The organism is Paraburkholderia sp. ZP32-5 (assembly GCF_021390495.1).
Lineage (GTDB): Bacteria > Pseudomonadota > Gammaproteobacteria > Burkholderiales > Burkholderiaceae > Paraburkholderia.
Genome location: NZ_JAJEJP010000003.1, coordinates 322420 through 344604, shown reverse-complemented (window position 1 = coordinate 344604; position 22185 = coordinate 322420). Strand labels below are relative to the sequence as shown.

Genomic DNA, 22185 nt, shown 5'->3' with positions numbered 1-22185 from the left:
GGCTACGGGGCGCCGCGCACTATCTGACGCACGGCGCGAATCAGGCCATCGAAGCCTCGAACACGCGCCGGTAGTTGCCACCCAGCAGCAGTTCGGTTTCCCGCTGCGAGAACCCGGCCGAAACGAGCGCCGCGCCCAGCGCCGGCAACTGCTCATAACTGCGGAACACCGGCGGCGAAATAAATCCGAGCATGTCCGTGCCGAGCCCAACATGCTCGACGCCGACGACATCCACCATTCTCCTGAAACCGTGCGCCATGCCGGCGAGATCGCGGAACGTTCCCGAACTCGGCCACACGCCGATCACGCCGCCGGTCGCGGCGATCGCGCGCGCGTGATCGGCGGTAATCAGGCGGCTGCGCGCACCGGGATGCGCGGCGAGCGCGGTATGCGACAGCACCAGCGGCTTCGTCGTCACCGATGCTGCCCGTTTGACGAGATCGTATGTGCCGTGCGCGACATCCACGACGATGCCGAGCGTGTTACAGCGACGCACGACGTCCGCGCCGAAATCGGTGAGCCCGCCATGCACGGGCGCCTCGGTTTGTATATCGCCGAGTTCATTGACGCGGTAATGCGTCAATTGAAGATGCCGCAACCGATGCCGCGAATACGCTTCATCGACGCGATCCACCTGGCCTTCCAGAAAATCGGCGCCCTCGGCCGAGATAATCACGCTCGGCTTCGCCGGGTCCACCGATGCAAGCATGGCCGCGTTCGTTACGACCACGAGCTGTTCGCGCTCGACCAGCTCCGCTGCGCGCACGAACTCCTCCTGGCCGAGCTGATAAAGCTCGCCCGGCTGCGGTGTGCGCCACGCCTCGAAGCGCTTTCGATCGGCCGATACGTGCGTGACGACCGTGTCGGTCACGATCGCGAGGCAGATCACGTTCATGCCGCCCGTGCGCATCGACGCGCTCACGGGTGTCAGCGGCCGGTTCGCGCCAATCTTCAGATTGCGCGACACGGTCACATGGCCGGCGTGGCTATGCATGTCGATGGTCAGCGAACCCGCGGAGGCCTGCCACTGGGCGGGTTCGTCGTCGCGCGGCTGGGCATCATCATGTGCGTCATGTGCATCGGTGTAGCCGGCGAACCGGCCAGGCGCGCAGGCCGCAAGGCCGAACGCGGCGCTGGAGGCCAGAAACGAACGGCGGCTCATTGTCGCCGGCTGCGCTAACGAGCCGCCCGGCTCCGGCACCCGCCGCGCCAGTTCGAGCCGGTAACGCCAGCCGGCCGGATCGTCGATGAGCTGCATCAGGCGGCCACGCAACGGCAATGAGCCGCTTTCAAGCGCGATCGGTTCGCTCGCGGTCACTTCGATACTGCGGCGCGGATCTCGCGGCACGCAGCCGCCGCAGCAGGGTTCGTCTTGCGCGAGCAGAAAATAGTCGGCGCTGCGAGCCGACGGTTCCAGCGGAATCATCCAGCCGCGGATGTCCACCGTCGATCCATGCAGAGTGCTCGCCGCGTCGCCGTTGATCTCATCCCATACTGCTTCTATTTGCGCGGGCGTGCGCTTGTCGTCAGCTGGCATGGGCGGTCCTTGCCGCATCGGTGCATGCAGACCGTTTAATGGCGCATCACCTGGTTAGAAGATAATCGAGCATATCAACGCGTGCTTTCGCGCGGCCTGCAATCGATATCGAGCTTTTCTGTCTGGAGATGCGCGGTGATCTCACACATCTTTATCGGCGTGAACGACTTCGATCGTGCGTTCGAGTTCTATTCGGCTCTAATGCGAGAACTCGGTCATCAGCTCAGGTTCTGTGAGCACGATCAACCATGGGCCGGCTGGATGGCGCCGAACGCACCGCGACCGCTGTTCCTGATCGGCAAGCCCTACGACGGCAATCCGGCATGCGGCGGCAATGGTCAAATGGTGGCTCTGCTCGCGCGCGACAGAGCAACGGTCGATCGCGCTCACGCGCAGGCGATTGCGAACGGCGCGACGTGCGAAGGGCCACCCGGTTTGAGGCCGCAGTACCATCCGCACTACTATGGCGCGTACTTTCGCGACGCCGATGGCAACAAGCTATGCGTGTGCTGCCACGACCAGCCATGAGTTAGTCATGAGTCAGCTCGCGTAACGCGACATACTGCAAAAGCATGATCGTCTTGCCGTCGACGATTTCCCCGTCGTCGATCAGTTGCAACGCGCGGCGCAAAGGCATTTCGATCACTTCGAGATCTTCTCCTTCATCCTCGATGCCGCCGCCGTCATTCACGCGCATCGACGCGTCGTATTCGCCCAGATAGAAATAGAGCTTCTCGGTCACCGAGCCCGGGCTCATATAGGCCTCGAAAACCTTGCGAATATGACCGACGCGATATCCGGTCTCCTCCTCCACTTCGAGGCGGATACGCTCCTCCGGCGATGCATTGTCGAGCAATCCAGCGGCCGTTTCGATCAGCATGCCGTCGTGGCCGTTCACGAACACCGGCATGCGGAATTGTCGCGTCAGCACGACGTTACCGGTGCGCCGGCTATGCAGCAGGATCGTCGCGCCGTTGCCGCGATCGTAGGTCTCGCGGCTCTGGCGCTGCCACGTGCCGTCGCGGCGCAGGAAGTCGAACGTGACCTTCTTCAGCGTGTACCAGTCGTCCGACAGTACGGTGGAATCGACGATGCGAATCCGGTCTTTCGTTGCGGTCATGGCGCCTCCTGTCGACAATCGATAGGGCGCATGGTATCGTGCAGTTTCGTGCAATATCAAGATATTTCGTGCAACGCTGTGTTGACCACCCAACGGAAGAAAGCGATTCTCGACGAGCTCGCGCGCAACGGCCAGGTGCTGGCCGGCGAACTGAGCGCGGCATTCGGCGTATCGGAAGACACGATTCGCCGCGACCTGCGCGAACTGGCGGCGGAGGGGCAATTGCAGCGCGTGCACGGCGGCGCGTTACCGGCCTCGCCGGCGCTTGCGTCGTTCGAGCAGCGCCAGGATATCGAGTCGGCCGCGAAACGCCGTATCGCGCGGCGAGCGGCCGAAATGATCGCGCCGGGACAAACGGTGATCGTCGATGGCGGCACGACGTCGGCGCTGCTGGTGAAGGAACTGCCCGCCGATCTGCGGGTGACGATCGTTACGCACAGCCCAAGCGTCGCGACGGCGCTCGCCGATCATCCTTCGGTGGACGTGATCCTGATCGGCGGACGGCTCTACAAGCATTCGATCGTCGCGGTAGGCGCCGCGGCGATGGAAGGCATCGCGCGCATTCATGCCGATCTGTATTTCATGGGCGTGACCGGTGTGCACGCAACCGCTGGCTTGAGTACCGGGGATTTCGAGGAAGCCGCGATCAAGCGCGCACTTGCCGCGCGCGCGGCGGAGACGGTCGTGCTGGCGTCGTCATCGAAACTCAATGCGGCGTCGAAATTCGTGATCGGCGAGATCACGCTTGCGCAGACGATCGTTGTCGAGAAGAAGACCGATGTGGAATTGACAAAGCCGATCGAGGCGGCGGGGGTGACGGTGGTGCGGGCTTAAGGATTACACTGCGGCGGTTTTTTACAGCCGGAGCAATGCAACGACCGGGCGAGCCATCAGCACGCCCGGCGGTATATCTGTTGCGTTTAATCGTCCATCGGCCGGTCGTTCGGATGCTCGAACACTGCCTTCATCGTGTCGCTCATCGGCATGTCGAGATTGATGCCCTTCGGCGGAATCGGCGACATGAACCACGTTTTATAGAACTTGTCGGCCTGGCCATTCTGTTCAAGCTTTGCAATCGTGCGGTCGACAATCGCCTTCATCGCGGTATCGCCCTTCGGCAACATGCACGCGATTGCTTCGTGCGTTTGCGGCTCGCCGGTCACCACGTAGCCGGCCGGATTGCCGGAGGTTGCGCGTTCCGCGGATAGCACGTCAGAGTCCATAAAGAACGCCTGCGCGCGCCCCGTCTCCAGATTCAGAAACGAACCGCTGTGATCGCGCGCGGACACGATCGTGATATTCGCGTGCTTCTCCTCGACGTACTTGCGCAGGAAGCGCTCCGATGTCGTACCCGCCGTCACCGCAACCGTCTTGCCGCCCAGATCGTTGAACGAGTGGATGCCGGAATCGGTTTTGGTCAACAGCCGGGTTTCAGTGACCGAGATCGTGTCGGAAAAGCCCACCTGCTGCGCACGTTCCTTGTTATTGGTGGTGCCGCCGCATTCGAGATCGATGGTGCCGTTCTGCATCAACGGGATGCGGTTTTGCGCGTTGACCGGAATCATGCGCACCTGCAGCGACGGCGCATTGATCGCCTGCTGGATCTCCTTGACGATTTCCTGCGCGATATCGCGTGAATAGCCGACTACCTTTTGATCGTTGTCGTAGTACGAATAAGGCAACGATGATTCACGGTAGCCGAGCACGATCGTATTGCGCTCCTTGATCGATGCAAGCCGGCCCGTCAGATCCTGCGCGTATGCGCCGACGGAAAGGCAGCCTATCAGTAGCGCCGGAATGGCGCGTCGTATTAGCGTATGCATGGTTGTCTCCTTGTTTATTGTCAGATTCCATTCATGCTCAGGCTTGCAGCGATTCGCACGCGAGCGCTATGCGCCGGCATCCTTCCTGCAACTGTTCGTACGAGGTCGCAAACGAAATGCGGAACGCCGGCGATAAACCGAACGCGGCGCCCTGAATCACGCCGACGTCCTGCGTTTCCAGCAGATACATCACGAAGTCGCCATCGTTCTCGATCACGCGGCCGTCCGGTGTGCGTTTGCCGATGACGCCCGCACACGACGGATACACGTAGAACGCGCCAGTGGGACGCGGACAATAGAGCCCGTCGATTGCATTCAGGCTGTCCACCACGAGATCGCGACGACGCTGAAACTGCGCGCGCCAATCCGCCAGAAAATCCTTCGGACCGTTGAGTGCCGCCAACGCGGCCGCCTGGCTGATCGCCGACGGGTTGGTCGTGCTTTGCGATTGCAGCTTCGCCATTGCCTTGATCAGCGCCTTCGGACCACCGGCGAAGCCAATTCGCCAACCGGTCATCGCATACGCTTTCGATACGCCGTTCACGGTCAACGTGCGCTCCTGAAGCTGCGGATTGCACTGCGCGAAAGTCGCGAATTTGAGGCCGTCGTAAATCAGATGTTCGTAGACGTCGTCGGTCAGAATCCACACGTGCGGATGGCGGTTCAACACCTCGCCCAGCGCGACCAGTTCGCTCGCGGTATACGTCGCGCCCGTCGGATTGCATGGCGAATTGAGCACCAGCCATTTGGTGCGCGGCGTGATCGCGGCTTCCAGTTGCGCGGGCGTCATCTTGTAGCCGCTGTCGACATCGCACTCGACGATCACCGGACTTCCGCCATTGAGCAGCACCATGTCCGGATACGACACCCAGTACGGCGCCGGCACGATCACCTCGTCGCCGTCGTCGACCGTGCAGGTGAACGCATTGAAGATGACCTGCTTGCCGCCGTTGCCGACGCTCACCTCGTCCTGGGCGAATACGAGGCCGTTTTCGCGTTCGAACTTGTCGCGGATCGCGCGCTTCAATTCGGGTGTGCCATCAACCACCGTATAGCGCGTCTTGCCGCTTTTCATCGCGTCGTACGCGGCTTCGATGATGTGCGGCGGCGTATCGAAGTCCGGCTCACCGACGGTCAGGCCGATGATCTCCCGGCCCGCCGCGCGCAATTCCTTGACCCGCGCGGTCGCCATCGAACTCGGCGACGGTTTGATGCGGTCGAGGCGTGCTGCAATCAGTTTCATGTCTGTCCTCTGCTTCTAGCCCATTACTTCTAGTACTTTTGCTTCTGGTGCCTTCGGCTTGCACTGCGTGTCAGGCGATCACGCCCTGCTCTTTCAGATACGCGTCGATCCAGCCGCGTTTGTCCTGGCCCGCGAGAATCGCTTCCTTGCGCTGCGCTTCACGCTTCGCCTGCGCTTGCGCAGCTTGCAGCACTTCGCCGAGCCGCTCGGCCGGTACCGCGACGAGGCCGTCTTCGTCGCCAACGATCAGATCGCCCGCTTCGATCACGAGACCACCGATCGCAACCGGCACATTGATTTCACCGGGGCCGTCCTTGAACGGGCCGCGATGCGTATTGCCGCGCGCGTAGCACGGAAAGTCGGCCTGGTAAAAAGCCGCGACATCGCGAATCGCGCCGTCGATCACGAAGCCCGCGACGCCGCGCACCTGCGCGTGCATCTGCATCAGTTCGCCAACCAGTGCCTGCGTCAGGTCCGCGCCGCCATCGACGACGATCACGTCGCCGGGCTCGGCAATGTCGATCGCCTTGTGGATCATCAGGTTGTCGCCGGAGCGCACCTTGACCGTCAACGCGCGGCCGACGAGCTTTTTCTCGCGGTGATAGCGCTGCAATCCGACCACGCCGCACAGGCGGTGCATGTTGTCGCTGATATGCGGGGTGACGATCGAACGGAACGCGTCGACCGTGTCGGCCGGAATCGCCGCGGGCATCGGCAATATCCGGAATCCCAATCGATTGGGATGGCTCATGGATGTTCTCCTGAATAGGCTCGAATCAGAAATTCGGATGCTGCCGCAGATACGGGACCAGCCCACCTGCGTCGAGAATCGCGAGCATGTCGTGTGCGATCGGCGCAGCCCGCAGCGGTTCGTCCAGGCCATCGCAGCGAACGGTGACGTGCGCGCCGAGTTCGATGTGCAATGCCGCGCCCTCCGCGATGCGGCTCGTGTCGCATTCGATCGGATAGAGCCCGTTGTTCACCGCGTTGCGGAAATAGGTGCGCGCGAAACTTTGCGCGAGCACGACATTGATGCCGGCGCCGACGACGGCTGTTACCGCGACCTCCATCGCCGAGCCGCAGCCGAAGTTCTTGCCGGCGACCAGAATGTCGCCCGCGCGCACCGTCGCCGCGAATTCCGGCGCGATCGTCTCGAACAGATACTGTTTCAGCACCGCGGGATCGAGCGATTCGCGCTTGCGCCGCGATGAAATGATGTAGTCGGTATTGACGTTGTCGCCGAAGCGCCGCGCGCTGCCGTTGATGGAAATTGTCATGTCGATTGGCGCCCGGCGGCCAGCATGCGTGGACTCGCGATGCGGCCGGCGACCGCGCTCGCCGCGCACACTTCCGGAGACGCGAGAAAGATATGGACGCTCGGATTGCCCATGCGCCCCTTGAAATTACGGTTCGCGGTCGAAACGACGTTCGCGTTGTCCTCCGGAATCGCACCGCAAGTGCCGCAGCACGCGCCGCAACCCGGCGTGACGATCACCGCGCCGAAGCCGATCAGCTCGGCGAGTTCGCCGCCTTGCGTCAGTTCCAGCAGCACTTCGCGCGAAGCCGGCGTGATCACCAGTTGCACGCCGTCGGCCGGTCCGCCGAATTCACGGAACACGTTCAGCGCCTGGCGGAAGTCTTTCGTGCGGCCGCCGGTACAGGTGCCGAGAAACACCATCTGCACCGGCGTCGGATCGAGCGATTCGACGCCGACGTTGTTCGACACCGCGTGCGGTAGTGCGACAAACGGTTCGAGCGCGGTGAGATCGATGTCGAGCGTGCGCGAATAAATCGCGTCCGGATCGGCGCTGACCGCGCCGGAAAAGTCAGTCACGCGGTCTTCGAGGTAGGCCCGGCACGCGTCATCGAACGGGAAGATCGCGTTCTTCGCGCCGAGTTCGACCGACATGTTGGCGACCACCAGCCGGTCTTCGAAATCGAGGCTCCGCACGCCATCGCCTTCGAATTCGAGCGTTTCGTAGGTCGCGCCGTCGGTGCCGAGCAGTTGCGCGAGATACAGCGCGAGATCTTTCGGATAGACGCCTTGCGCGAGCTGGCCGTGCAGTCGCACGCGAATCGATGTGGGCACCTTGAGCCAGACCTTGCCGGTCTTCATCACGCCGGCCAGGTCCGACGAGCCGATGCCGGTCGCGAAGCAGTTGGCCGCGCCATAGGTGACCGCATGGCTGTCCGCGCCGACGAGCACACGTCCCGGCGCCGCAAAGCCCTTTTCGACGACGAGCTGATGGCCGATCCCCTCGCCGATTTCGAATAGGCGTATACCCTGTTCCTTCGCGAAGCGGCGGATGCCCACCTGCAGCAATGCCGCTTTCGGGCTCGGCGCCGGCGCGTAGTGATCGAGCGCGAACACCAGCCGCTCCGGCGCATTCACGCGGCCGCCGCCCATCGCTTCGAAGTAATCGACCGCCATCGGAATCGAACCGTCCGTGCCGAGCGCGCAATCGACCTCGCAGATCACGACGTCGCCCGCGCGCACATCGCGGCCCGACTTCGCCGACAGAATCTTTTCCGACAGGGTTTTTCCCGACATGGCCTCGATCTCGCCGATTGGATTTCGCGTTGCCGGACGCCCGTTAGCGCGCGGGGCAACGTAATATCGGCACAGTATGGCAAAGACGTGCATGGCAAAGGAGGAGTAATCGGCATCGCGAACCATGAAAAAAATTCCTGGTTCGGCAAGCGCCGCTTGCCATAAAGCGCGCCGGCCACCGATACTGCGGGTTATCCCGACGCTCGCGTCGACGTCGACCGCGACGCCGCATCCTCTCACTTGCAACTACTTTGTTTTTCCGACCTCCGTGATTACGCTCAAACAGCTCGAAGCGGTTTACTGGGTGGCCCGGCTCGGAACCTTCGCGGCCGCGGCGGATCGCCTGCACACCACACAGTCCGCGATTTCCAAACGCGTGAACGAACTGGAAGTGTTCTTCTCGACGCCGCTATTCGATCGGAGTCACCGCGCGCCGCGTCTGACGCCGAAAGGCCGCGAACTGCTCGATACCGCCGAGGAAATGCTGCAATCGCGCGACCGGCTGCTCGAGAAGATGGGCAAGCAGGTGGAGGAAGTGCGGCGCTTTCGCATCGGCATTACCGAACTGATCGCGCTGACCTGCCTGCCGCGTCTCGTGCGCGAAATCCGGCTTGCGTATCCGGCGCTGTCGTTCGAACCTGAAATCGACGTCAGCACGAAACTGACGTCGCGGCTGTTCGCCGGCGAGATCGACTTCATCATCGCGCCGACCGCGATCAGAACTCCGCGCTTCACGTCGCTCCCGCTGCGCCGGCTCCATCTCGACTGGATGGCGAGCCCGTCGCTGGTCGGCGAAACGCGCACGCTGTCGCTCGACGAAATCGCCGCGTGGCCGATCCTGATGCAAGCCGGCACCTCGGGCGTCGATGCCATCTACGAACGCTGGTTCGAATCGAACAACGTATCGATCCGGCGCGCGTTCGCGGGCAACAGTCTGATCTCGCTGTGTTCGCTGACGATTGCCGGCGTCGGTGTCAGCTATCTGCCGGCGCTTTATTTCGCGGACTTCGTTCGCCAGGGCGAACTGACGGTACTGCACTCGAAGCCGCAACTGCCGCCGGTGCGGTACTACGCGATCTATCGCAACGACGGGCCGCGACAACTCTATTCGCACGTCGCCAATCTGACGCGCGAGTTCTGCGATTTTTCGAAGCCTGAATTTCATCCGCCGGCAAAATAGAAGAACGCATGAACTGTCGCATGGACCTGAGCGGCGGGCTTTCGCACAAAGATCGAACAGACGACTTTTGGAGTGCTAGGATGACGCCGCAACCCGACGCGTTGCGTGCGTTGGCACGACATTCACGGGTCGCGATTGATACGTCGAAGACACGCCATCGAACCGGCAATCTTCGCGAGCAACCCGAGGTAATTCCATCATCGTGGAATCGTCGCGTTGCGCAGCCTGACACTCAAGCACAGAGGAGACACTCAATGAAAATTTCTAAGCTGCTCATAAGCGCGCTGGCTTTGTCGGCCTTCAGCTTTACCGCCGTCGCGGCTCATGCCGAAGATCTGCTCGACTCGGTCAAACAGGCCGGCGTGCTGAAGATCGGTCTGGAAGGCACCTATCCGCCGTTCGACTCGCGCAATAAGGACGGTCAGCTCGAAGGCTTCGACGTCGATGTCGCGAAGGCCGTGGCGGCGAAGCTCGGCGTGAAGCCGGAGTTCGTGCCGACCGAATGGAGCGGCATTATCGCGGGGCTGCAAAGCGGCAAATTCGACGTGATCATCAATCAGGTCACGATTACGCCGCAACGCAAACAGATTCTCGATTTCAGCCAGCCGTATACGTTCTCGGCCGCGCAGCTGATCCAGCGCGCCGATGATAAACGCGAGTTCAAATCGCTCGACGAATTCAAGGGCGACAAGAAGCTCGGCGTGACGCTCGGCACCAACTACGACCAGATGGCGCGGGCCGTGCAGGGCATCAACGTGTTGACCTATCCGGGCGCGCCCGAGAAGCTGCGCGATCTCGCTTCCAAACGGATCGACGCGACCATCGACGACCGGCTGATGCTGCCGTACATCATCAAGAACTCGCAATTGCCGCTGCGTCCGGGCGCTGTGCTGAAGGGCGCCGATCAGGAAATGGGCATCCCGTTCCGCCAGAACAACCCGAAGTTCGCGAAGGCACTCGACGATGCACTGACGCAGCTGAAGCAGGATGGCACGCTGAAGAAGATCTCGATGCACTGGTTCGGCACGGACGTGACCAAGCCGATTTCGCAGTAACGCGCTGTTGATGCGCGCGTTTTGATGTTCCGGTTGCATGTTCCTTCGCGACCTGGCCTGATACAGAAACCGCTGGCTTTTGCCGGCGGTTTTTTTATTGTCGCGGTGAAGCGGTCGCATTGAATTCTCTTTTTATCGCTGCAATGGCGCCAGACATGCGCCATCCCTCCGTTACGTTTTCGCGACACTAACGCAAGCCCGCCGAGCACATATCAAAGCAACGTCCCTTCGCTATGCCCACCATGGTGAACCGCGGACGAACGCATCGCTGAAGCCATCCTCTCAGCGCCAAACATCAAACCTTTCAAAAATCTTAAGCAACGAAGCGGTTTGAATTTCAAACGTTATGATATAACATTCGCAGCCAGCACCCTGGATGCCGCTGTCAGGCCACCGAGCCTGTCCATTGCCGCCACGGCGATAAGCGCGCAGCCGACCCTTTATCCAACGTGACATCGTCCGTGTATCGAGTGGGCGACACGCTGGTTCGATACTTCGCAAATAACTGACAAGATGAAAAATCGCCACCGCATCACTCTGGCTGCGCTGCTGCTGTTCGCGCTCGCGGCCCGCGCCAACGCGTCGGACGACAGCTCGGTCACCGACGTAACCGCCGACAGCACAGCCAAGCCCACCAGCGACACAGTCGATGTGCAGGTCAATGCGCAGCGTCTGAATCAGGCTCGCAACGGCCTGCTCCCCGAGACCGGCAGCAGCGTCTATCGCTTTACCCAGAGCGACATCAGCGATCTGCCGGCCGGACAGAACACACCGCTCAATCAGGTTCTGCTGCAGGCGCCCGGCGTCGCCGCCGATTCGTTCGGCCAGCTGCACGTACGCGGCGATCACGCGAACCTGCAGTACCGCATCAACGGCATCACGATTCCCGAGCCGATCAGCGGTTTCGGGCAATCGCTGGACACGCGCATCATCGACCAGATGAATCTGCTGACCGGTGCGCTGCCCGCCGAATACGGCTACCGCACAGCGGGCATCGTCGATATCCGCACGAAGACCGGCGACGACGGCAGCGGCGGTTCGATCGATGTATTCGGCGGCACCCAGAGCACGATCCGCACGAGCGCCGATGTGTTCGGCAGCAAAGGGCCGTTCAGCTACTACTTCAGCGGCTCGGTCGGCCAGAACGGCCTCGGCATCGAAAACCCGACGTCGACTGTCAACGCGCTGCACGATCAGACGCGCCAGGGCAACGCGTTCGGGACCATGTCGTACATCATCAATCCGCTGACGCGCGTCAGCGTGATGTTCGGCGTCACCAGCAACCAGTTCCAGATTCCGAATACGCCGGGCCTGACGCCCCAGTTCGCGCTCAATGGCGTCAACAGTTTCGATTCGAGTCAGTTGAACGAAACGCAATCGGAGCTGAACCAGTTCGCGGCGATCGCGCTACAAGGCACCAACGGCGGCGCATTCGACTATCAGCTGGCATTCGTGACGCGTTATTCGCGCACGCAGTTCAATCCCGACCCGATCGGCGATCTGCTGTTCAACGGCGTCGCGGCGAAGGACTTCCATAGCGACACCGCGAACAGCCTGCAATTCGACAGCACGTACCGCCTCAACGACAAACACACGATTCGCGCCGGCGTGTTCGCGCAGCAGGAGCACGCGGTTTTCGACAACGATCTCTCGGTGTTCCCGGTCGACGCAGACGGCAACCAGACCTCCAATCAACCGGTCAACATTGCTGATTCGAGTTCGAAAACCGGCTACCTGTACAGTGCCTACGTGCAGGACGAATGGAAAGTCACCGGCAAGCTGACGATCAACTACGGTCTGCGCTACGACAAGATGGACGAGTACGTCAGCGCGAGCCAGTTGAGCCCGCGCGTCGGCATCGTGTATGCGCTGACGCCGTCGACGACGGTGCACGCCGGTTACGCGCGCTACTTCACGCCGCCGGCCTTCGAGCTCGTGTCGAACGGCGACATCGCGCGCTTTGCCGGCACCACGGCTCAGGTGAACGGCCAGAACGATCCGGTGCAACCCGAGCGCAGCCATTACTTTGATCTCGGCGTCACGCAGCAGATCACGCCGGCTCTGAGCGTCGGTGTCGATGCGTACTACAAGAAGTCGACCGATCTGCTCGACGAAGGCCAGTTCGGTACGGCGCTGATCTTCACGCCGTTCAACTACCAGTACGGCCGCGTGTATGGCATCGAATTCACGTCGAACTACCGGCAAGGCAATATCTCTGCGTATGCCAACGTCGCGCTCAGCCGCGCGCAGGGCAAAGACATCAACTCGGCGCAGTTCAATTTCGACCCCGATGAACTTGCCTACATCTCAAACCACTGGGTGTATCTCGATCACGATCAGCGCGTGACGGCGTCGCTCGGCGGCACTTACACCTACGGGCGGACCACCTTCAGCGTCGACGGCATCATGGGCAGCGGCTTGCGCGCCGGCTTCGCGAATACCGATCGGCTGCCCTGGTACACGCAGCTGAATCTCGGCGTCATCCATCATTTCGAGTTCAACAATCCGCTGCTCGGCAAATTCGATGGCCGTCTGCTGCTGATCAACGCATTCGACCGCGTGTACGAACTGCGCGACGGCTCGGGTATCGGGGTCGGCGCGCCGCAGTACGGTCCGCGCATCGCGTTCTATGCCGGCATTACCCGGCACTTCTGATGCGTGACGAGGACATGCCGATATGAACGACTGGATGACTTTTGCGAGTGCGGTGCAGCTTGGCGGATGGGTGATCTATCCGCTTAGCGTGCTCGCCGTGATCGCGATCACGATCGTGATCGATCGCTCGTATGTGTTTCTGCGCTTCGCGCGTACGCCTGATGTCACTGCGCGCACGGCGGCCGATGGCTTCGACCGTCTGCCTGCGCGTCATGTGTTCAGACGCCTGAGCGTGCCGCTGACGGACCACGCCGCCGCGCCGATCTGGTATCGCGAAACGAAGACCGAAGCGCTCGCGGCGACGATCGAACGCGACATGAGCAGAGGCTTCTGGGTACTCGAAACGATCGTGACCGCGGCCCCGCTGCTCGGTCTGCTGGGCACGATCGTCGGCATGATGCATTCGTTCCAGCTGTTCGGCGGCAACGGCCTCGTCAATCCGGGCGGCGTGACGGGCGGCGTCGCGCAGTCGCTGGTGGCAACCGCCATCGGCCTCGTCGTCGCGCTGTTCTCGCTATTCGCGTTCAACTACTTCTCGCGGCGTCTCGAACGGCTGATGGACGAACTCGAATCGTTCGCGAACGAACGTCTCAGCGAGATTCGCCTCGCCGCCGAACAGCAGGGTGCCGCGCCGTGAAGTTCCGCCTTTCCCGCGCCGCACGGCGTGGCCGCATCGAAATCATTCCGATGATCGACGTGATGTTCTTTCTGCTCGCGACGTTCATGCTTGCGTCGCTCGCGATGCAGCGGCTCGATGCGGTCAAGGTGAATCTGCCGTCGGGCCGCGCGCAGCAGATGTCCGCGGATGGACCGCCAACCCTGAGTATCGACCGCGGCAACGCGATCTTCGTCAACCGTGAAGCCGTGCGGCCCGATCAGGTGGAGCCCGCGATCAGGCGTGTGCTGCGCGCGGACCACGACGTCATCATTGCCGCCGATGACGCCGCGTCGCACGGCGTCGTCGTGCAGGCGATGCTGGCCGCGCGACGCGCGGGCGCCGAGCATTTTCTCATTGCGGTTCATCGTGAATAGCGCCGCGCGACGTCTGATCGACGCGAGCGACAACCGGCGCGTCAGAGTCATCGTTGCGGCCGTGCTGGGCACCATCGCATGGGGACTCGTGCTCGTCGCGATGGGACGCGGGCTGAGCGCGACGTCCGTCAGCGAAGAACCGAAGCCGGAACCGCCGCTGGAGATGAGCGTTGTCGAACTGCCGGCTCCGGCTTCAACGCAGCGCTCGCCTTCGGTCGCCACGGCAACGCACGAAGTCTCGCCGCCGAAGCAGCCGGTGGTCCAACCCACGCGCGTGCGTCCGCCGCCCACTCGCCCACTGATAGCCGTACGACCGCCTGCGCCAAGTGCTCCTGCTCCGGCGCCGCCGCAGCCCTCACCGGCAACCGACGCCGCAACCACTTCGCATGCTCAAAGCGCGGCAGCCGACACCCATCCGTCACCATCGGATTCCCACGATACGGCCGCAGCCTCAACGACCGCTGCCCCAGCAGCTACCACCGAATCGGCAAGCGGCAATTCCCCCGCCCGCGCGATTTCACAACCGCTGCCCGCCGTGCCCGACGACTTGCGCGAGCAGGCCTATCGAACCGTTGCGATCGCGCACCTCGTGATTCATACCGATGGCTCCGTCGCGGTCGAACTCGTCAAGCCGACACCGTATCCGCGTCTGAATCAGATTGTCGTCGAGACGCTGCGAGGCTGGCGCTTCGCTCCGGCGCTACAGAACGGGCACCCGGCGGAAACGCAGCAGAACGTGCGGGTCCATTTCAACGTGAGCTGATAGCGCAGGCGGCACGTTGGTGTTGGTCAAACAGCGGCGCTGTGCCTCGCTCAATACTTCGCCGCCTGCTCCGCGATCAACTGCTGGAACTTGCCCACCGAATGCGCGTGCGCCGCGCGTTCGGCTTCGCCGTAATCGACCTGCGGACGCGGCTCGTCATCGTAGTAGCCCCATTTGTCCTCGCCGCGCACCAGCATCGCGGTCATCCGCACGTCGCTGACGCAGCGCGACGATGCCGGGATATAGCTGAATGCCATGCCCACCCGGCGAAAATCGGCCTGATTCGGCCCGGACGCATGAATCAGATACGTGTCGTGCAGCGAGCATTGCCCTGCTTTCACCGGCATGAACTCGGTGCGCGAGCGATCGTAGGGCACGTCGATCGTCTGGCCGCGCGACAGCAAAATCGTGTCCGACGGCACTTCCGAGTGATGCAACTGACCGAGCTTGTGCGAGCCGGGCACGACCTCCATGCAGCCGGCCTCGACCGGCGCATCGGCGAGCGCGATCCACACGGTGACCTGCGATGCCGGGTCGAGCGCGAAATACGTCGAATCCTGGTGCCAGCTAATGTAAGCGGGATCGCGCGGATTCTTCGGCCACACAGCGAGATTGAAAAGACGGATATCCGGGCCGATCAGATCTTCGACATAGTCGAGAATCACCGGGTTATGCGCAATCTCGTCGACCCAGCGAAACAGCAGATGCGGCTTGAAGTTGAAGCCCTTGCCCTTGCGCGGACGAAAATTACCCGCCACGCCGGCTGCGCTGTTCTGTTCAGCCTCGAAGCCTTCCAGTTGATCCAGATAGTTCTTCGCCTGGGCCGCACTAAACACATCCAACGGATACAGAAAGCCTTTTTCGTCGTACTGCTCGAGCTGGGATGCCGTCAATCGCTTAGCCATCGTCTTCTCCTTAATTTCCGTTTTTCGGAATTATTAATTCCGTATATTAGAATCACAAAAACGCTGGGTCAATCACTTTCTGTACCTCGCAATAGCGTTGACACGATCGCCGTCGATCTTATAAATTCCGTAAAACGGAATTTTCTATACCACTCGTTACCACTCTTCAGTCATTTCCGGACCACTTATGTCGACCCAACCTGCGGCAAGCAAACCGGTGGCTGGCACCTCCACGACGACGGCGAGCCAACCGGCCAAGGTGAAGAAGGATCCGCGCGATAACGCGCCACACGCGTCCGAACAGCCGATCGATCGCATTTTTGCCGTGCTCGATGCTGTCGTGGACGGAGCACGCGCGATGACGCTCGCCGAGATTTCCGCCGCGACCGGCCTGCCCGCGCCGACGGTTCATCGGCTGATCGGCAATCTCGAAGAGCGCGGGCTCGTCAAACGCGCGACCGGCTCGCGCCGTCATGTGCTGGCGGGCAAACGGCTCGTGTCGTTGAGCCGGCGCGTGCTGTCGAATGCGCTGGTTGTCGATGCGCCGCACGCGATCCTCGCGAAGCTCGCCGCCGAGTTGGGCGAGCATTGCCAGATCGGCATGCTGTACGACAACGAAGTGCGCTACGTCGATACGGTGAGCGTGCGCCGACATGGCGGCCTGCATCTCGAACAGGGACGCGGCGCGCCGTTGCATTGCACGTCGATGGGCAAGCTCTTTCTCGCGTCGATGCACAAGCAGGCGTTGCAGGCATGGTTCGATACCCGCTCGCTGCAGAGCTTCACCGCGAATACGATCACCGAGCCGGCGGTGCTGAAACGGCAGCTCGCGATCGCGCGGCGTGACGGATGGGCGACCAGCAACGAGGAATACACGCCGGGCGTGATCGGCTGCGCGGTGCTGGTGCCGGATGCGGGCGAGCCGGGCAATCTCGCGCTCGGCATCTCGGCGCCGAGCGCGCGCGTCACGCATGACATGCTGCGGCAGTTCGTTACGCCGCTGGAACGCGCCGCGCGGGAGATAGCGGCGGCACTGGCGGAGTGAGCGGTTTTATACGCTGCCGTTAGGTATCGCTGAATCGCGGTGTCCAGATCGCATTACGCGTTCCGCGCCTCTACATCCCCCTCACACCGATTGCCGCTTCAACGGCGACGCCACCGCCCCGCTCCTGACCATCGCCGCGAAGCGCCAGCACAGCACCAACGCCACCGCCATCAGCCCCGCGAGGATAAACAGCATGAACGTGAAGCCGCCGGACACATCGCGCGTCCAGCCGATGAACGCCGGCTCCACGACCCCGCTGATATTGCCCACCGAGTTGACGAATGCAATCGCCGCGGCCGCCGACGTGCCGGTCAGAAAAGTCTGCGGCAGCGTGAAGTAGACAGGGAAAGTCGAGAAGATGCCGACGCACGCGACGCTCAGGCCGATCACCGCGACGACCGGCGTATGCAGCGAACACGCGGCGAGCAGAAAGCCGCAGCCGGCGAGCACGGTGGGTATCGCGACGTAGCGAATGCGATCGTCCTTGTGGTTGGCGAAGCGCGACCACAGCACCATGCCGACCACCGACGCGAGATACGGAATCGCCGTCACCATGCCGATCTTCACCGTCGAGAAACCGAAATCCTTGACGATCTGCGGCAGGAAAAAGCCGATCCCGGTCGATCCGCAAATCAGGCAGAACAGCAGCACCGCCAGCATCACGACGCGTGGCTCGACAAACACCTGTCTGAGCGACACATGTCCGCCCGCTTCGGTCGCCCTGCGCTCGGCCTCCAGCTTGCGTTCGAGACTCGCGCGTTGCGCATCGGTCAGCCATTTCGCCTCGGCCGGCCGCGACGGCAGCAGCCACAAGCACGACAAACCGAGCGCCACCGACGGCAGGCCCTGGATCAGAAACAGCCATTTCCACCCCGGCAAACCGGACACGCCGTGCATATGGGTGAGGATCAGTGCCGAGACCGGCGAGCCGAGCACACCGGCGAGCGGCATCGCGGTCTGGAACATGCCCATCGCGCCGGAGCGCTCCTCATGCGGAAACCACTGGCTCAGATACACGACGATGCCCGGCAGAAAGCCCGCCTCCGCCGCGCCGAGCAAGAGCCGCAGCCCGGCGAGACTACCGGGGCCGCGCGTGAAGATCGTCGCAGCGGAAACGAGGCCCCACGTCACCATGATCCGCGTGATCCACAAGCGCGCACCGACCTTGCCGAGCACGATATTGCTCGGCACCTCGAACAGGATGTAGCCGACGAAGAACATCGACGCGGCAAAGCCGTAGGCCGCCATCGACAGCCCCAGATCCTGATTCATCGTGATCGACGCGAAGCCGATGTTGAAGCGGTCGAGGTAGGCAAAGAAGTACAGCAGACACAGGAACGGAATCAGACGACGCGCGATCTTGCGAGTCGGTATATCGGACGCGCTACTGGGCGCGGCTTGCGGAACACGCTGCGATACGGTCACGATCGGGCTCCTTGCTGTCCGGATTGCCAATGGAATGGGTTCTTCCGGCACGGCATCGACGATGGCGCTTGTCCTCAAGCGTCACTCTTAGCGACCGGAACAATAAATTCCGTTTTTTGGAATTTATTGTTCCGCAGGATAGAAATACAAAATCCGTATGTCAACTGAATTTGCGCGAGGAGGCCGCCACCGGATCGGTCGAAATCGCGCGAGTCCATCGCCGGCGCGGCTGGCCGGAAGATCAGACGAAAAGAAGAAAAAGCGGCGCGCGCCGCCGCGAGACTGAAACGCCCGCACCGGCACGGCTGCTTCGGAAAGAACCGTGTTTAGCCGCCCGTATCGCCAATCGCCGCGGCGATCTGCGCAGCGGCGGCTCGCAGCGGCCCGATCAGATCGGGCAATTGTTCGAACGGCACGCGCGCGCTGGGACCCGACATGCCGACGCACAGAAAGTCGCGCTGCGTCGACAGCGGAATCACCACCGCGCAACCGATCACGCCCTGACCGTATTCCTCGTTGCTGAAGGCCCAGCCGTGCTTGCGCACCTCGCGGATGTGCGCGGCGAACGCGTCGCGGTCCGTGATCGTGTTCGGTGCGAGCGAAACGAGCCGATGCGCGTCGAGCCACGCATCGAGCGCGTCGTCTCCGAGCGACGCCAGATACAGCTTGCCGATCGACGTGCAGTGCAACGGCGCGCTGCGCCCCTGTTCCAGTTGCAGCCCGCTGGTGCGCCGTACCTGCACCGCGTCGATGTACAGCACCTCGCCGTTCGCGATCGTGCCGATCTGGCAGTGCTCCTGGATCTGCGCGGCCAGCCGTTCGAGGATCGCATGCGGCTCGTCGGCGACCACCGCCGCTTCCAGCACCTGACTGCTCAGCTCGACCAGCTTCGGCCCCGGCAGCACGAGCTTCTTCGACCCGATCGCGCGCTTGAGCAAGCCGCGCTCTTCGAGGTTCCCGACCATCCGATGCACGGTCGGCGCCGGCAGGCCGACCGCGGCGCCGATCTCGGCGAGGCTCAACGCGCGGCGCGCACGCACGATCGCGCCGATCACGGCAAAGATCCGGTCGATGGGCTGGTCGTTCGAAGGCGTCATGGGCATGGATGTGTCGAGGCGGGTTGACAGACAGGTTGAGAAGCGGGCTAAGCAGCGCGTTGAGAGGCGGGTTGAAAAGCGGACCGAAAAATCCGCCGTCGCGGACGGCACCCGGCATTTTAGCCTGAAGCACCCGCGCCGCCACGCCTCGCGCCTTGCGGGACGCGGCTCGGCAGGTTTTCGATGCATCGCGTTCGCACCTGCGCCGCTCGCAATGGAACCGGTCCCTGCTGCATCGCAATTTTGAAATCGATTGACGAACGCCGCCTTAAATCTCCAATATCGGAATTGTTTATTCCGTTTTATGGAATTTACGCGAACACTTTCCAGACGGCGCAGGCCGGACTCATCAGTGAGGTAGACCAACATGAATCTCGAATCGACGGCCGATATCGCCGCGAGCGCGCCTGCATCGGAGGCGGCGTTGTCCGTCACGGTCGCCAAGGTGGCGCGACGGCTGATCCCATTTCTGTGCATCCTTTATTTCTTCGCCTATCTGGACCGCTTCAACGTCGGCTTCGCCGCGCTGACGATGAACCATGACCTCGGGCTGTCGGTGGCCGCCTATGGCTTCGCGGCGTCGATGTTCTTCTGGGGATACATCCTGTTCGAGGTGCCGAGCAATCTCGTGCTCGGCAAGGTCGGCGCGCGCTTCTGGATTTCGCGAATCATGGTCACGTGGGGGCTGATTTCCGCGGCGACGATTTTCGTGACCGGTGGCACCAGCCTGTCGGCATTGCGTTTTCTGCTCGGCGCGGCCGAGGCCGGCTTCCTGCCCGGCATCCTCGTGTACCTGACCGAATGGTTTCCGCGCGGCGACCGTGCCCGCATGATCGGCATGTTCCAGATCGCGATGCCGCTGTCCGGCGTGCTCGGCGCGCCGGTTTCGTCGCTGATCCTCGCGCATATGCATGGGCTCGGCGGGCTGGCGGGCTGGAAATGGCTGTTCCTCACCCAGGGCCTGCCGTCGGTGCTGCTCGGCATCTCGTGCCTGTGGCTGTTGCCGTCGCGGCCTTCGGAGGCGAAGTGGCTCGGCACCAGCGAACGCCTGCAACTGGAACGCGTGCTCGACGCCGAGCGCCGCCAGACCGAAGCCGTGCGCAAATTCACGCTGCGCGAGGGCTTCACCAATCCGCGCGTGCTGGTGCTCGCACTGCTGTTCTTCTGTCTCGTGTGCGGCTCGACCGGCGTCGGCTTTTTCCTGCCGCTGATCGTCAAGGACTTCGGCCTGCCGACCGTGCAGATCGGCGTGGTCACCGCGATTCCGTATCTGCTGTCGGTGATCGGCATGGTGTGGTGGTCACGCCGCTCGGACGCGAAAGGCAAACGCATCGAATACGTCGCGCTCGCGGCGATCTTCGCCGCCGCCGGTTTTCTGCTCGCCGCGTTCACGCTGAAGACGCCGGTCGTCGCGGTGATCGGTCTGAGCATGGGCTGTATCGGCGTGTTCGCGAGCTTCCCGGTGTTCTGGACGCTGCCGCCGTCGTTTCTGACCGGCATCACGGCTGCCGCGTCGATGGCCTTCATCAACTCGCTCGGCAACGTGAGCGGCGTCGTCGGACCGGGCTTTATCGGCTGGACCCGCGACGTGTCCGGCGGCTTCACGCTGATGTTGGCGATTCTCGCGGTGCTGATGACCGGCGCCGCCGCGCTGTCGCTGGTGTTCGCCCGTATGAACCGGCGCGCGACCCCGGCGTCGCTCAGCCGCATCTGAAACCTGGATCTTCCGAAACATGACTCGCATGCAAGCCTTACCCGAGATCGCGTTGATCGGCTGCGGCGGCACGATCTCGACGCTCGCCGCCGATCCGCTCGACACGATCGACTATCCGGAAACCGGTGAACGGCTCGACGTCGCCGCCGTGCTCGAACGCGTGCCGCTCGTCGAACGCTTCGCGCGGATCAAGGCGGTGCCGTTTCGCGCGACCGGCTCGTCCGCGTTCGGTCCCACCGAGTGGCAGGATTTGCGCGCCGCCATCGAGGCGGTCGCGCCCACGGTAGACGGCGTCGTCGTGCTGCACGGCACCGCGACGATCGAGGAAACCGCGTTCTTTCTGCACATGACGCTGCGCACCGGCACGCCGGTCGTGCTGGTCGGTTCGCAGCGGCCGCTGAACGTCGTATCGAGCGATGCCGCGATGAACCTGCTCGCCGCGCTGCGCGTGGCCGGCTCGCCCGACGCGCGAGGCCATGGCGTGCTGGTGGTGCTGAACGACGAAATCCACAGCGCGCGCGATGTCGTGAAGACCTCGAACTACCGGCTGCAGACCTTCGCGTCGCCGCTGTACGGTCCGCTCGGCTATATCGAAGGCGACGGCGCGTATTTCGCGCGCCGCTCGCTGCGCCGTCACGCGCCGGATAGCGCACCGGCCGCATGGCAAGCCGATGCGCCGCTGCCGCGCGTGGACGTCGTGTATTCGGTCGCGGGCAACGACGGCGCGCTGATCGACGCCGCCTGCGACGAGGGCGCGCGCGGCATCGTATGCGCCGGCCTCGCGCCGGGCCTGCCCTCGCCGCTTGAACGCAAGGCGCTGCTACGCGCGAGCGAACGCGGTGTCGCCGTCGTACAGACGAGCCGCGCGCACAGCGGAACGATCCCCGCGCGACGCTGGCTCGCCGAACACGGCATCGTCGCCGGCAGCGATTTCACGCCGCAAAAGTGCCGGATTCTGCTGATGCTCGGCATCGCACTCGGCTATGACACCGACGGCTTGCGCGAGCTGTTCGCCACGCACTGAACGCGCGGTCCGTCGC

Annotated in this window: 21 protein-coding genes; 11 read left to right on the top strand and 10 right to left on the bottom strand. The window is 62.9% G+C overall.

Features of this window, described 5'->3' with window-relative positions:
- Positions 1–40: 40 nt before the first annotated feature.
- Positions 41–1537, bottom strand: coding sequence for a dipeptidase (locus L0U82_RS34115; RefSeq protein ID WP_233838046.1), 1497 nt, complete (start codon positions 1535–1537; stop codon positions 41–43).
- Positions 1538–1672: 135 nt separating this feature from the next.
- Here L0U82_RS34115 and L0U82_RS34110 point away from each other — a divergent pair, with 135 nt between their 5' ends.
- Positions 1673–2065 (top strand): VOC family protein, encoded by a 393-nt coding sequence (locus tag L0U82_RS34110; RefSeq protein WP_233838045.1) that lies wholly within the window; start codon positions 1673–1675, stop codon positions 2063–2065.
- Between the two features lies 1 nt (position 2066).
- Here the strand turns inward: L0U82_RS34110 and L0U82_RS34105 are convergent, their stop codons facing one another.
- Positions 2067–2657, bottom strand: coding sequence for an NUDIX domain-containing protein (locus tag L0U82_RS34105; protein ID WP_233838044.1), 591 nt, complete (start codon positions 2655–2657; stop codon positions 2067–2069).
- A 30-nt stretch (positions 2658–2687) separates the two neighbouring features.
- Between L0U82_RS34105 and L0U82_RS34100 the strand changes: the two genes are divergently transcribed.
- On the top strand, positions 2688–3491 hold the full coding sequence (locus L0U82_RS34100; RefSeq protein ID WP_233838043.1) for a DeoR/GlpR family DNA-binding transcription regulator: 804 nt from the start codon (positions 2688–2690) through the stop codon (positions 3489–3491).
- An 86-nt stretch (positions 3492–3577) separates the two neighbouring features.
- Here the strand turns inward: L0U82_RS34100 and L0U82_RS34095 are convergent, their stop codons facing one another.
- From L0U82_RS34095 to L0U82_RS34075, 5 genes are all read right to left on the bottom strand, one after another.
- Positions 3578–4480 (bottom strand): transporter substrate-binding domain-containing protein, encoded by a 903-nt coding sequence (locus L0U82_RS34095; RefSeq protein ID WP_233838042.1) that lies wholly within the window; start codon positions 4478–4480, stop codon positions 3578–3580.
- 37 nt (positions 4481–4517) lie between these two features.
- Entirely contained in the window at positions 4518–5723 is a 1206-nt protein-coding gene (locus L0U82_RS34090) for an aminotransferase class I/II-fold pyridoxal phosphate-dependent enzyme (protein ID WP_233838041.1), read from the bottom strand.
- 70 nt (positions 5724–5793) lie between these two features.
- On the bottom strand, positions 5794–6474 hold the full coding sequence (locus L0U82_RS34085; protein ID WP_233838040.1) for an RraA family protein: 681 nt from the start codon (positions 6472–6474) through the stop codon (positions 5794–5796).
- A 25-nt stretch (positions 6475–6499) separates the two neighbouring features.
- Positions 6500–7000 carry a LeuD/DmdB family oxidoreductase small subunit gene (locus L0U82_RS34080; protein WP_233838039.1) on the bottom strand — a complete coding sequence of 167 codons (501 nt, stop codon included), beginning with the start codon at positions 6998–7000 and terminating at the stop codon, positions 6500–6502.
- The gene (locus L0U82_RS34075; RefSeq protein WP_233838038.1) at positions 6997–8274 is read right to left on the bottom strand and encodes an aconitase/3-isopropylmalate dehydratase large subunit family protein; all 1278 of its coding nucleotides are present in this window, start codon (positions 8272–8274) and stop codon (positions 6997–6999) included. Before L0U82_RS34075 ends, L0U82_RS34080 begins: the two co-directional genes overlap by 4 nt.
- Before the next feature lie 124 nt (positions 8275–8398).
- On the opposite strand from L0U82_RS34075, the gene L0U82_RS34070 reads away from it, so the two are divergent.
- From L0U82_RS34070 to L0U82_RS34045, 6 genes are all read left to right on the top strand, one after another.
- The gene (locus L0U82_RS34070) at positions 8399–9454 is read left to right on the top strand and encodes a LysR family transcriptional regulator (protein WP_233838037.1); all 1056 of its coding nucleotides are present in this window, start codon (positions 8399–8401) and stop codon (positions 9452–9454) included.
- 254 nt (positions 9455–9708) lie between these two features.
- Positions 9709–10509: a transporter substrate-binding domain-containing protein gene (locus tag L0U82_RS34065; protein ID WP_233838036.1), complete on the top strand. Its 801-nt coding sequence runs from the start codon at positions 9709–9711 to the stop codon at positions 10507–10509.
- 513 nt (positions 10510–11022) lie between these two features.
- Entirely contained in the window at positions 11023–13164 is a 2142-nt protein-coding gene (locus tag L0U82_RS34060; RefSeq protein ID WP_233838035.1) for a TonB-dependent receptor, read from the top strand.
- A 22-nt stretch (positions 13165–13186) separates the two neighbouring features.
- Positions 13187–13801, top strand: a complete 615-nt coding sequence (locus L0U82_RS34055) for a MotA/TolQ/ExbB proton channel family protein (RefSeq protein WP_233838034.1) — start codon at positions 13187–13189, stop codon at positions 13799–13801.
- On the top strand, positions 13798–14196 hold the full coding sequence (locus tag L0U82_RS34050) for an ExbD/TolR family protein (protein ID WP_233838033.1): 399 nt from the start codon (positions 13798–13800) through the stop codon (positions 14194–14196). Before L0U82_RS34055 ends, L0U82_RS34050 begins: the two co-directional genes overlap by 4 nt.
- Positions 14189–14959, top strand: a complete 771-nt coding sequence (locus tag L0U82_RS34045; protein WP_233838032.1) for a TonB family protein — start codon at positions 14189–14191, stop codon at positions 14957–14959. The genes L0U82_RS34050 and L0U82_RS34045 overlap by 8 nt, the downstream gene beginning before the upstream one ends.
- A gap of 50 nt (positions 14960–15009) precedes the next feature.
- Here the strand turns inward: L0U82_RS34045 and L0U82_RS34040 are convergent, their stop codons facing one another.
- On the bottom strand, positions 15010–15864 hold the full coding sequence (locus L0U82_RS34040; protein WP_233838031.1) for a phytanoyl-CoA dioxygenase family protein: 855 nt from the start codon (positions 15862–15864) through the stop codon (positions 15010–15012).
- A 187-nt stretch (positions 15865–16051) separates the two neighbouring features.
- Here L0U82_RS34040 and L0U82_RS34035 point away from each other — a divergent pair, with 187 nt between their 5' ends.
- A complete protein-coding gene (locus tag L0U82_RS34035) occupies positions 16052–16909 on the top strand; it encodes an IclR family transcriptional regulator (protein ID WP_233838030.1) in 858 nt (285 codons plus the stop codon).
- 81 nt (positions 16910–16990) lie between these two features.
- Here L0U82_RS34035 and L0U82_RS34030 read toward each other — a convergent pair whose 3' ends face one another.
- Positions 16991–18334, bottom strand: a complete 1344-nt coding sequence (locus tag L0U82_RS34030; RefSeq protein ID WP_233838029.1) for an MFS transporter — start codon at positions 18332–18334, stop codon at positions 16991–16993.
- 326 nt (positions 18335–18660) lie between these two features.
- Positions 18661–19437 (bottom strand): IclR family transcriptional regulator, encoded by a 777-nt coding sequence (locus tag L0U82_RS34025; protein WP_233838028.1) that lies wholly within the window; start codon positions 19435–19437, stop codon positions 18661–18663.
- Between the two features lie 361 nt (positions 19438–19798).
- On the opposite strand from L0U82_RS34025, the gene L0U82_RS34020 reads away from it, so the two are divergent.
- Both L0U82_RS34020 and L0U82_RS34015 read left to right on the top strand, forming a co-directional pair.
- Complete coding sequence (locus L0U82_RS34020; RefSeq protein ID WP_233838027.1) at positions 19799–21145, top strand: MFS transporter; 1347 nt, start codon at positions 19799–19801, stop codon at positions 21143–21145.
- A gap of 19 nt (positions 21146–21164) precedes the next feature.
- The gene (locus L0U82_RS34015; RefSeq protein WP_233838026.1) at positions 21165–22169 is read left to right on the top strand and encodes an asparaginase; all 1005 of its coding nucleotides are present in this window, start codon (positions 21165–21167) and stop codon (positions 22167–22169) included.
- Positions 22170–22185: the final 16 nt, after the last annotated feature.

Bases quoted from the DNA above. Each gene is read 5' to 3' on its own strand.
- L0U82_RS34115 (WP_233838046.1), bottom strand. From the start codon at position 1,537: ATGCCAGCTGACGACAAGCGCACGCCCGCGCAAATAGAAGCAGTATGG.
- L0U82_RS34105 (WP_233838044.1), bottom strand. From the start codon at position 2,657: ATGACCGCAACGAAAGACCGGATTCGCATCGTCGATTCCACCGTACTG.
- L0U82_RS34100 (WP_233838043.1), top strand. From the start codon at position 2,688: ATGGTATCGTGCAGTTTCGTGCAATATCAAGATATTTCGTGCAACGCT.
- L0U82_RS34095 (WP_233838042.1), bottom strand. From the start codon at position 4,480: ATGCATACGCTAATACGACGCGCCATTCCGGCGCTACTGATAGGCTGC.
- L0U82_RS34090 (WP_233838041.1), bottom strand. From the start codon at position 5,723: ATGAAACTGATTGCAGCACGCCTCGACCGCATCAAACCGTCGCCGAGT.
- L0U82_RS34085 (WP_233838040.1), bottom strand. From the start codon at position 6,474: ATGAGCCATCCCAATCGATTGGGATTCCGGATATTGCCGATGCCCGCG.
- L0U82_RS34080 (WP_233838039.1), bottom strand. From the start codon at position 7,000: ATGACAATTTCCATCAACGGCAGCGCGCGGCGCTTCGGCGACAACGTC.
- L0U82_RS34075 (WP_233838038.1), bottom strand. From the start codon at position 8,274: ATGTCGGGAAAAACCCTGTCGGAAAAGATTCTGTCGGCGAAGTCGGGC.
- L0U82_RS34070 (WP_233838037.1), top strand. From the start codon at position 8,399: ATGAAAAAAATTCCTGGTTCGGCAAGCGCCGCTTGCCATAAAGCGCGC.
- L0U82_RS34065 (WP_233838036.1), top strand. From the start codon at position 9,709: ATGAAAATTTCTAAGCTGCTCATAAGCGCGCTGGCTTTGTCGGCCTTC.
- L0U82_RS34060 (WP_233838035.1), top strand. From the start codon at position 11,023: ATGAAAAATCGCCACCGCATCACTCTGGCTGCGCTGCTGCTGTTCGCG.
- L0U82_RS34055 (WP_233838034.1), top strand. From the start codon at position 13,187: ATGAACGACTGGATGACTTTTGCGAGTGCGGTGCAGCTTGGCGGATGG.
- L0U82_RS34040 (WP_233838031.1), bottom strand. From the start codon at position 15,864: ATGGCTAAGCGATTGACGGCATCCCAGCTCGAGCAGTACGACGAAAAA.
- L0U82_RS34035 (WP_233838030.1), top strand. From the start codon at position 16,052: ATGTCGACCCAACCTGCGGCAAGCAAACCGGTGGCTGGCACCTCCACG.
- L0U82_RS34025 (WP_233838028.1), bottom strand. From the start codon at position 19,437: ATGCCCATGACGCCTTCGAACGACCAGCCCATCGACCGGATCTTTGCC.
- L0U82_RS34020 (WP_233838027.1), top strand. From the start codon at position 19,799: ATGAATCTCGAATCGACGGCCGATATCGCCGCGAGCGCGCCTGCATCG.
- L0U82_RS34015 (WP_233838026.1), top strand. From the start codon at position 21,165: ATGACTCGCATGCAAGCCTTACCCGAGATCGCGTTGATCGGCTGCGGC.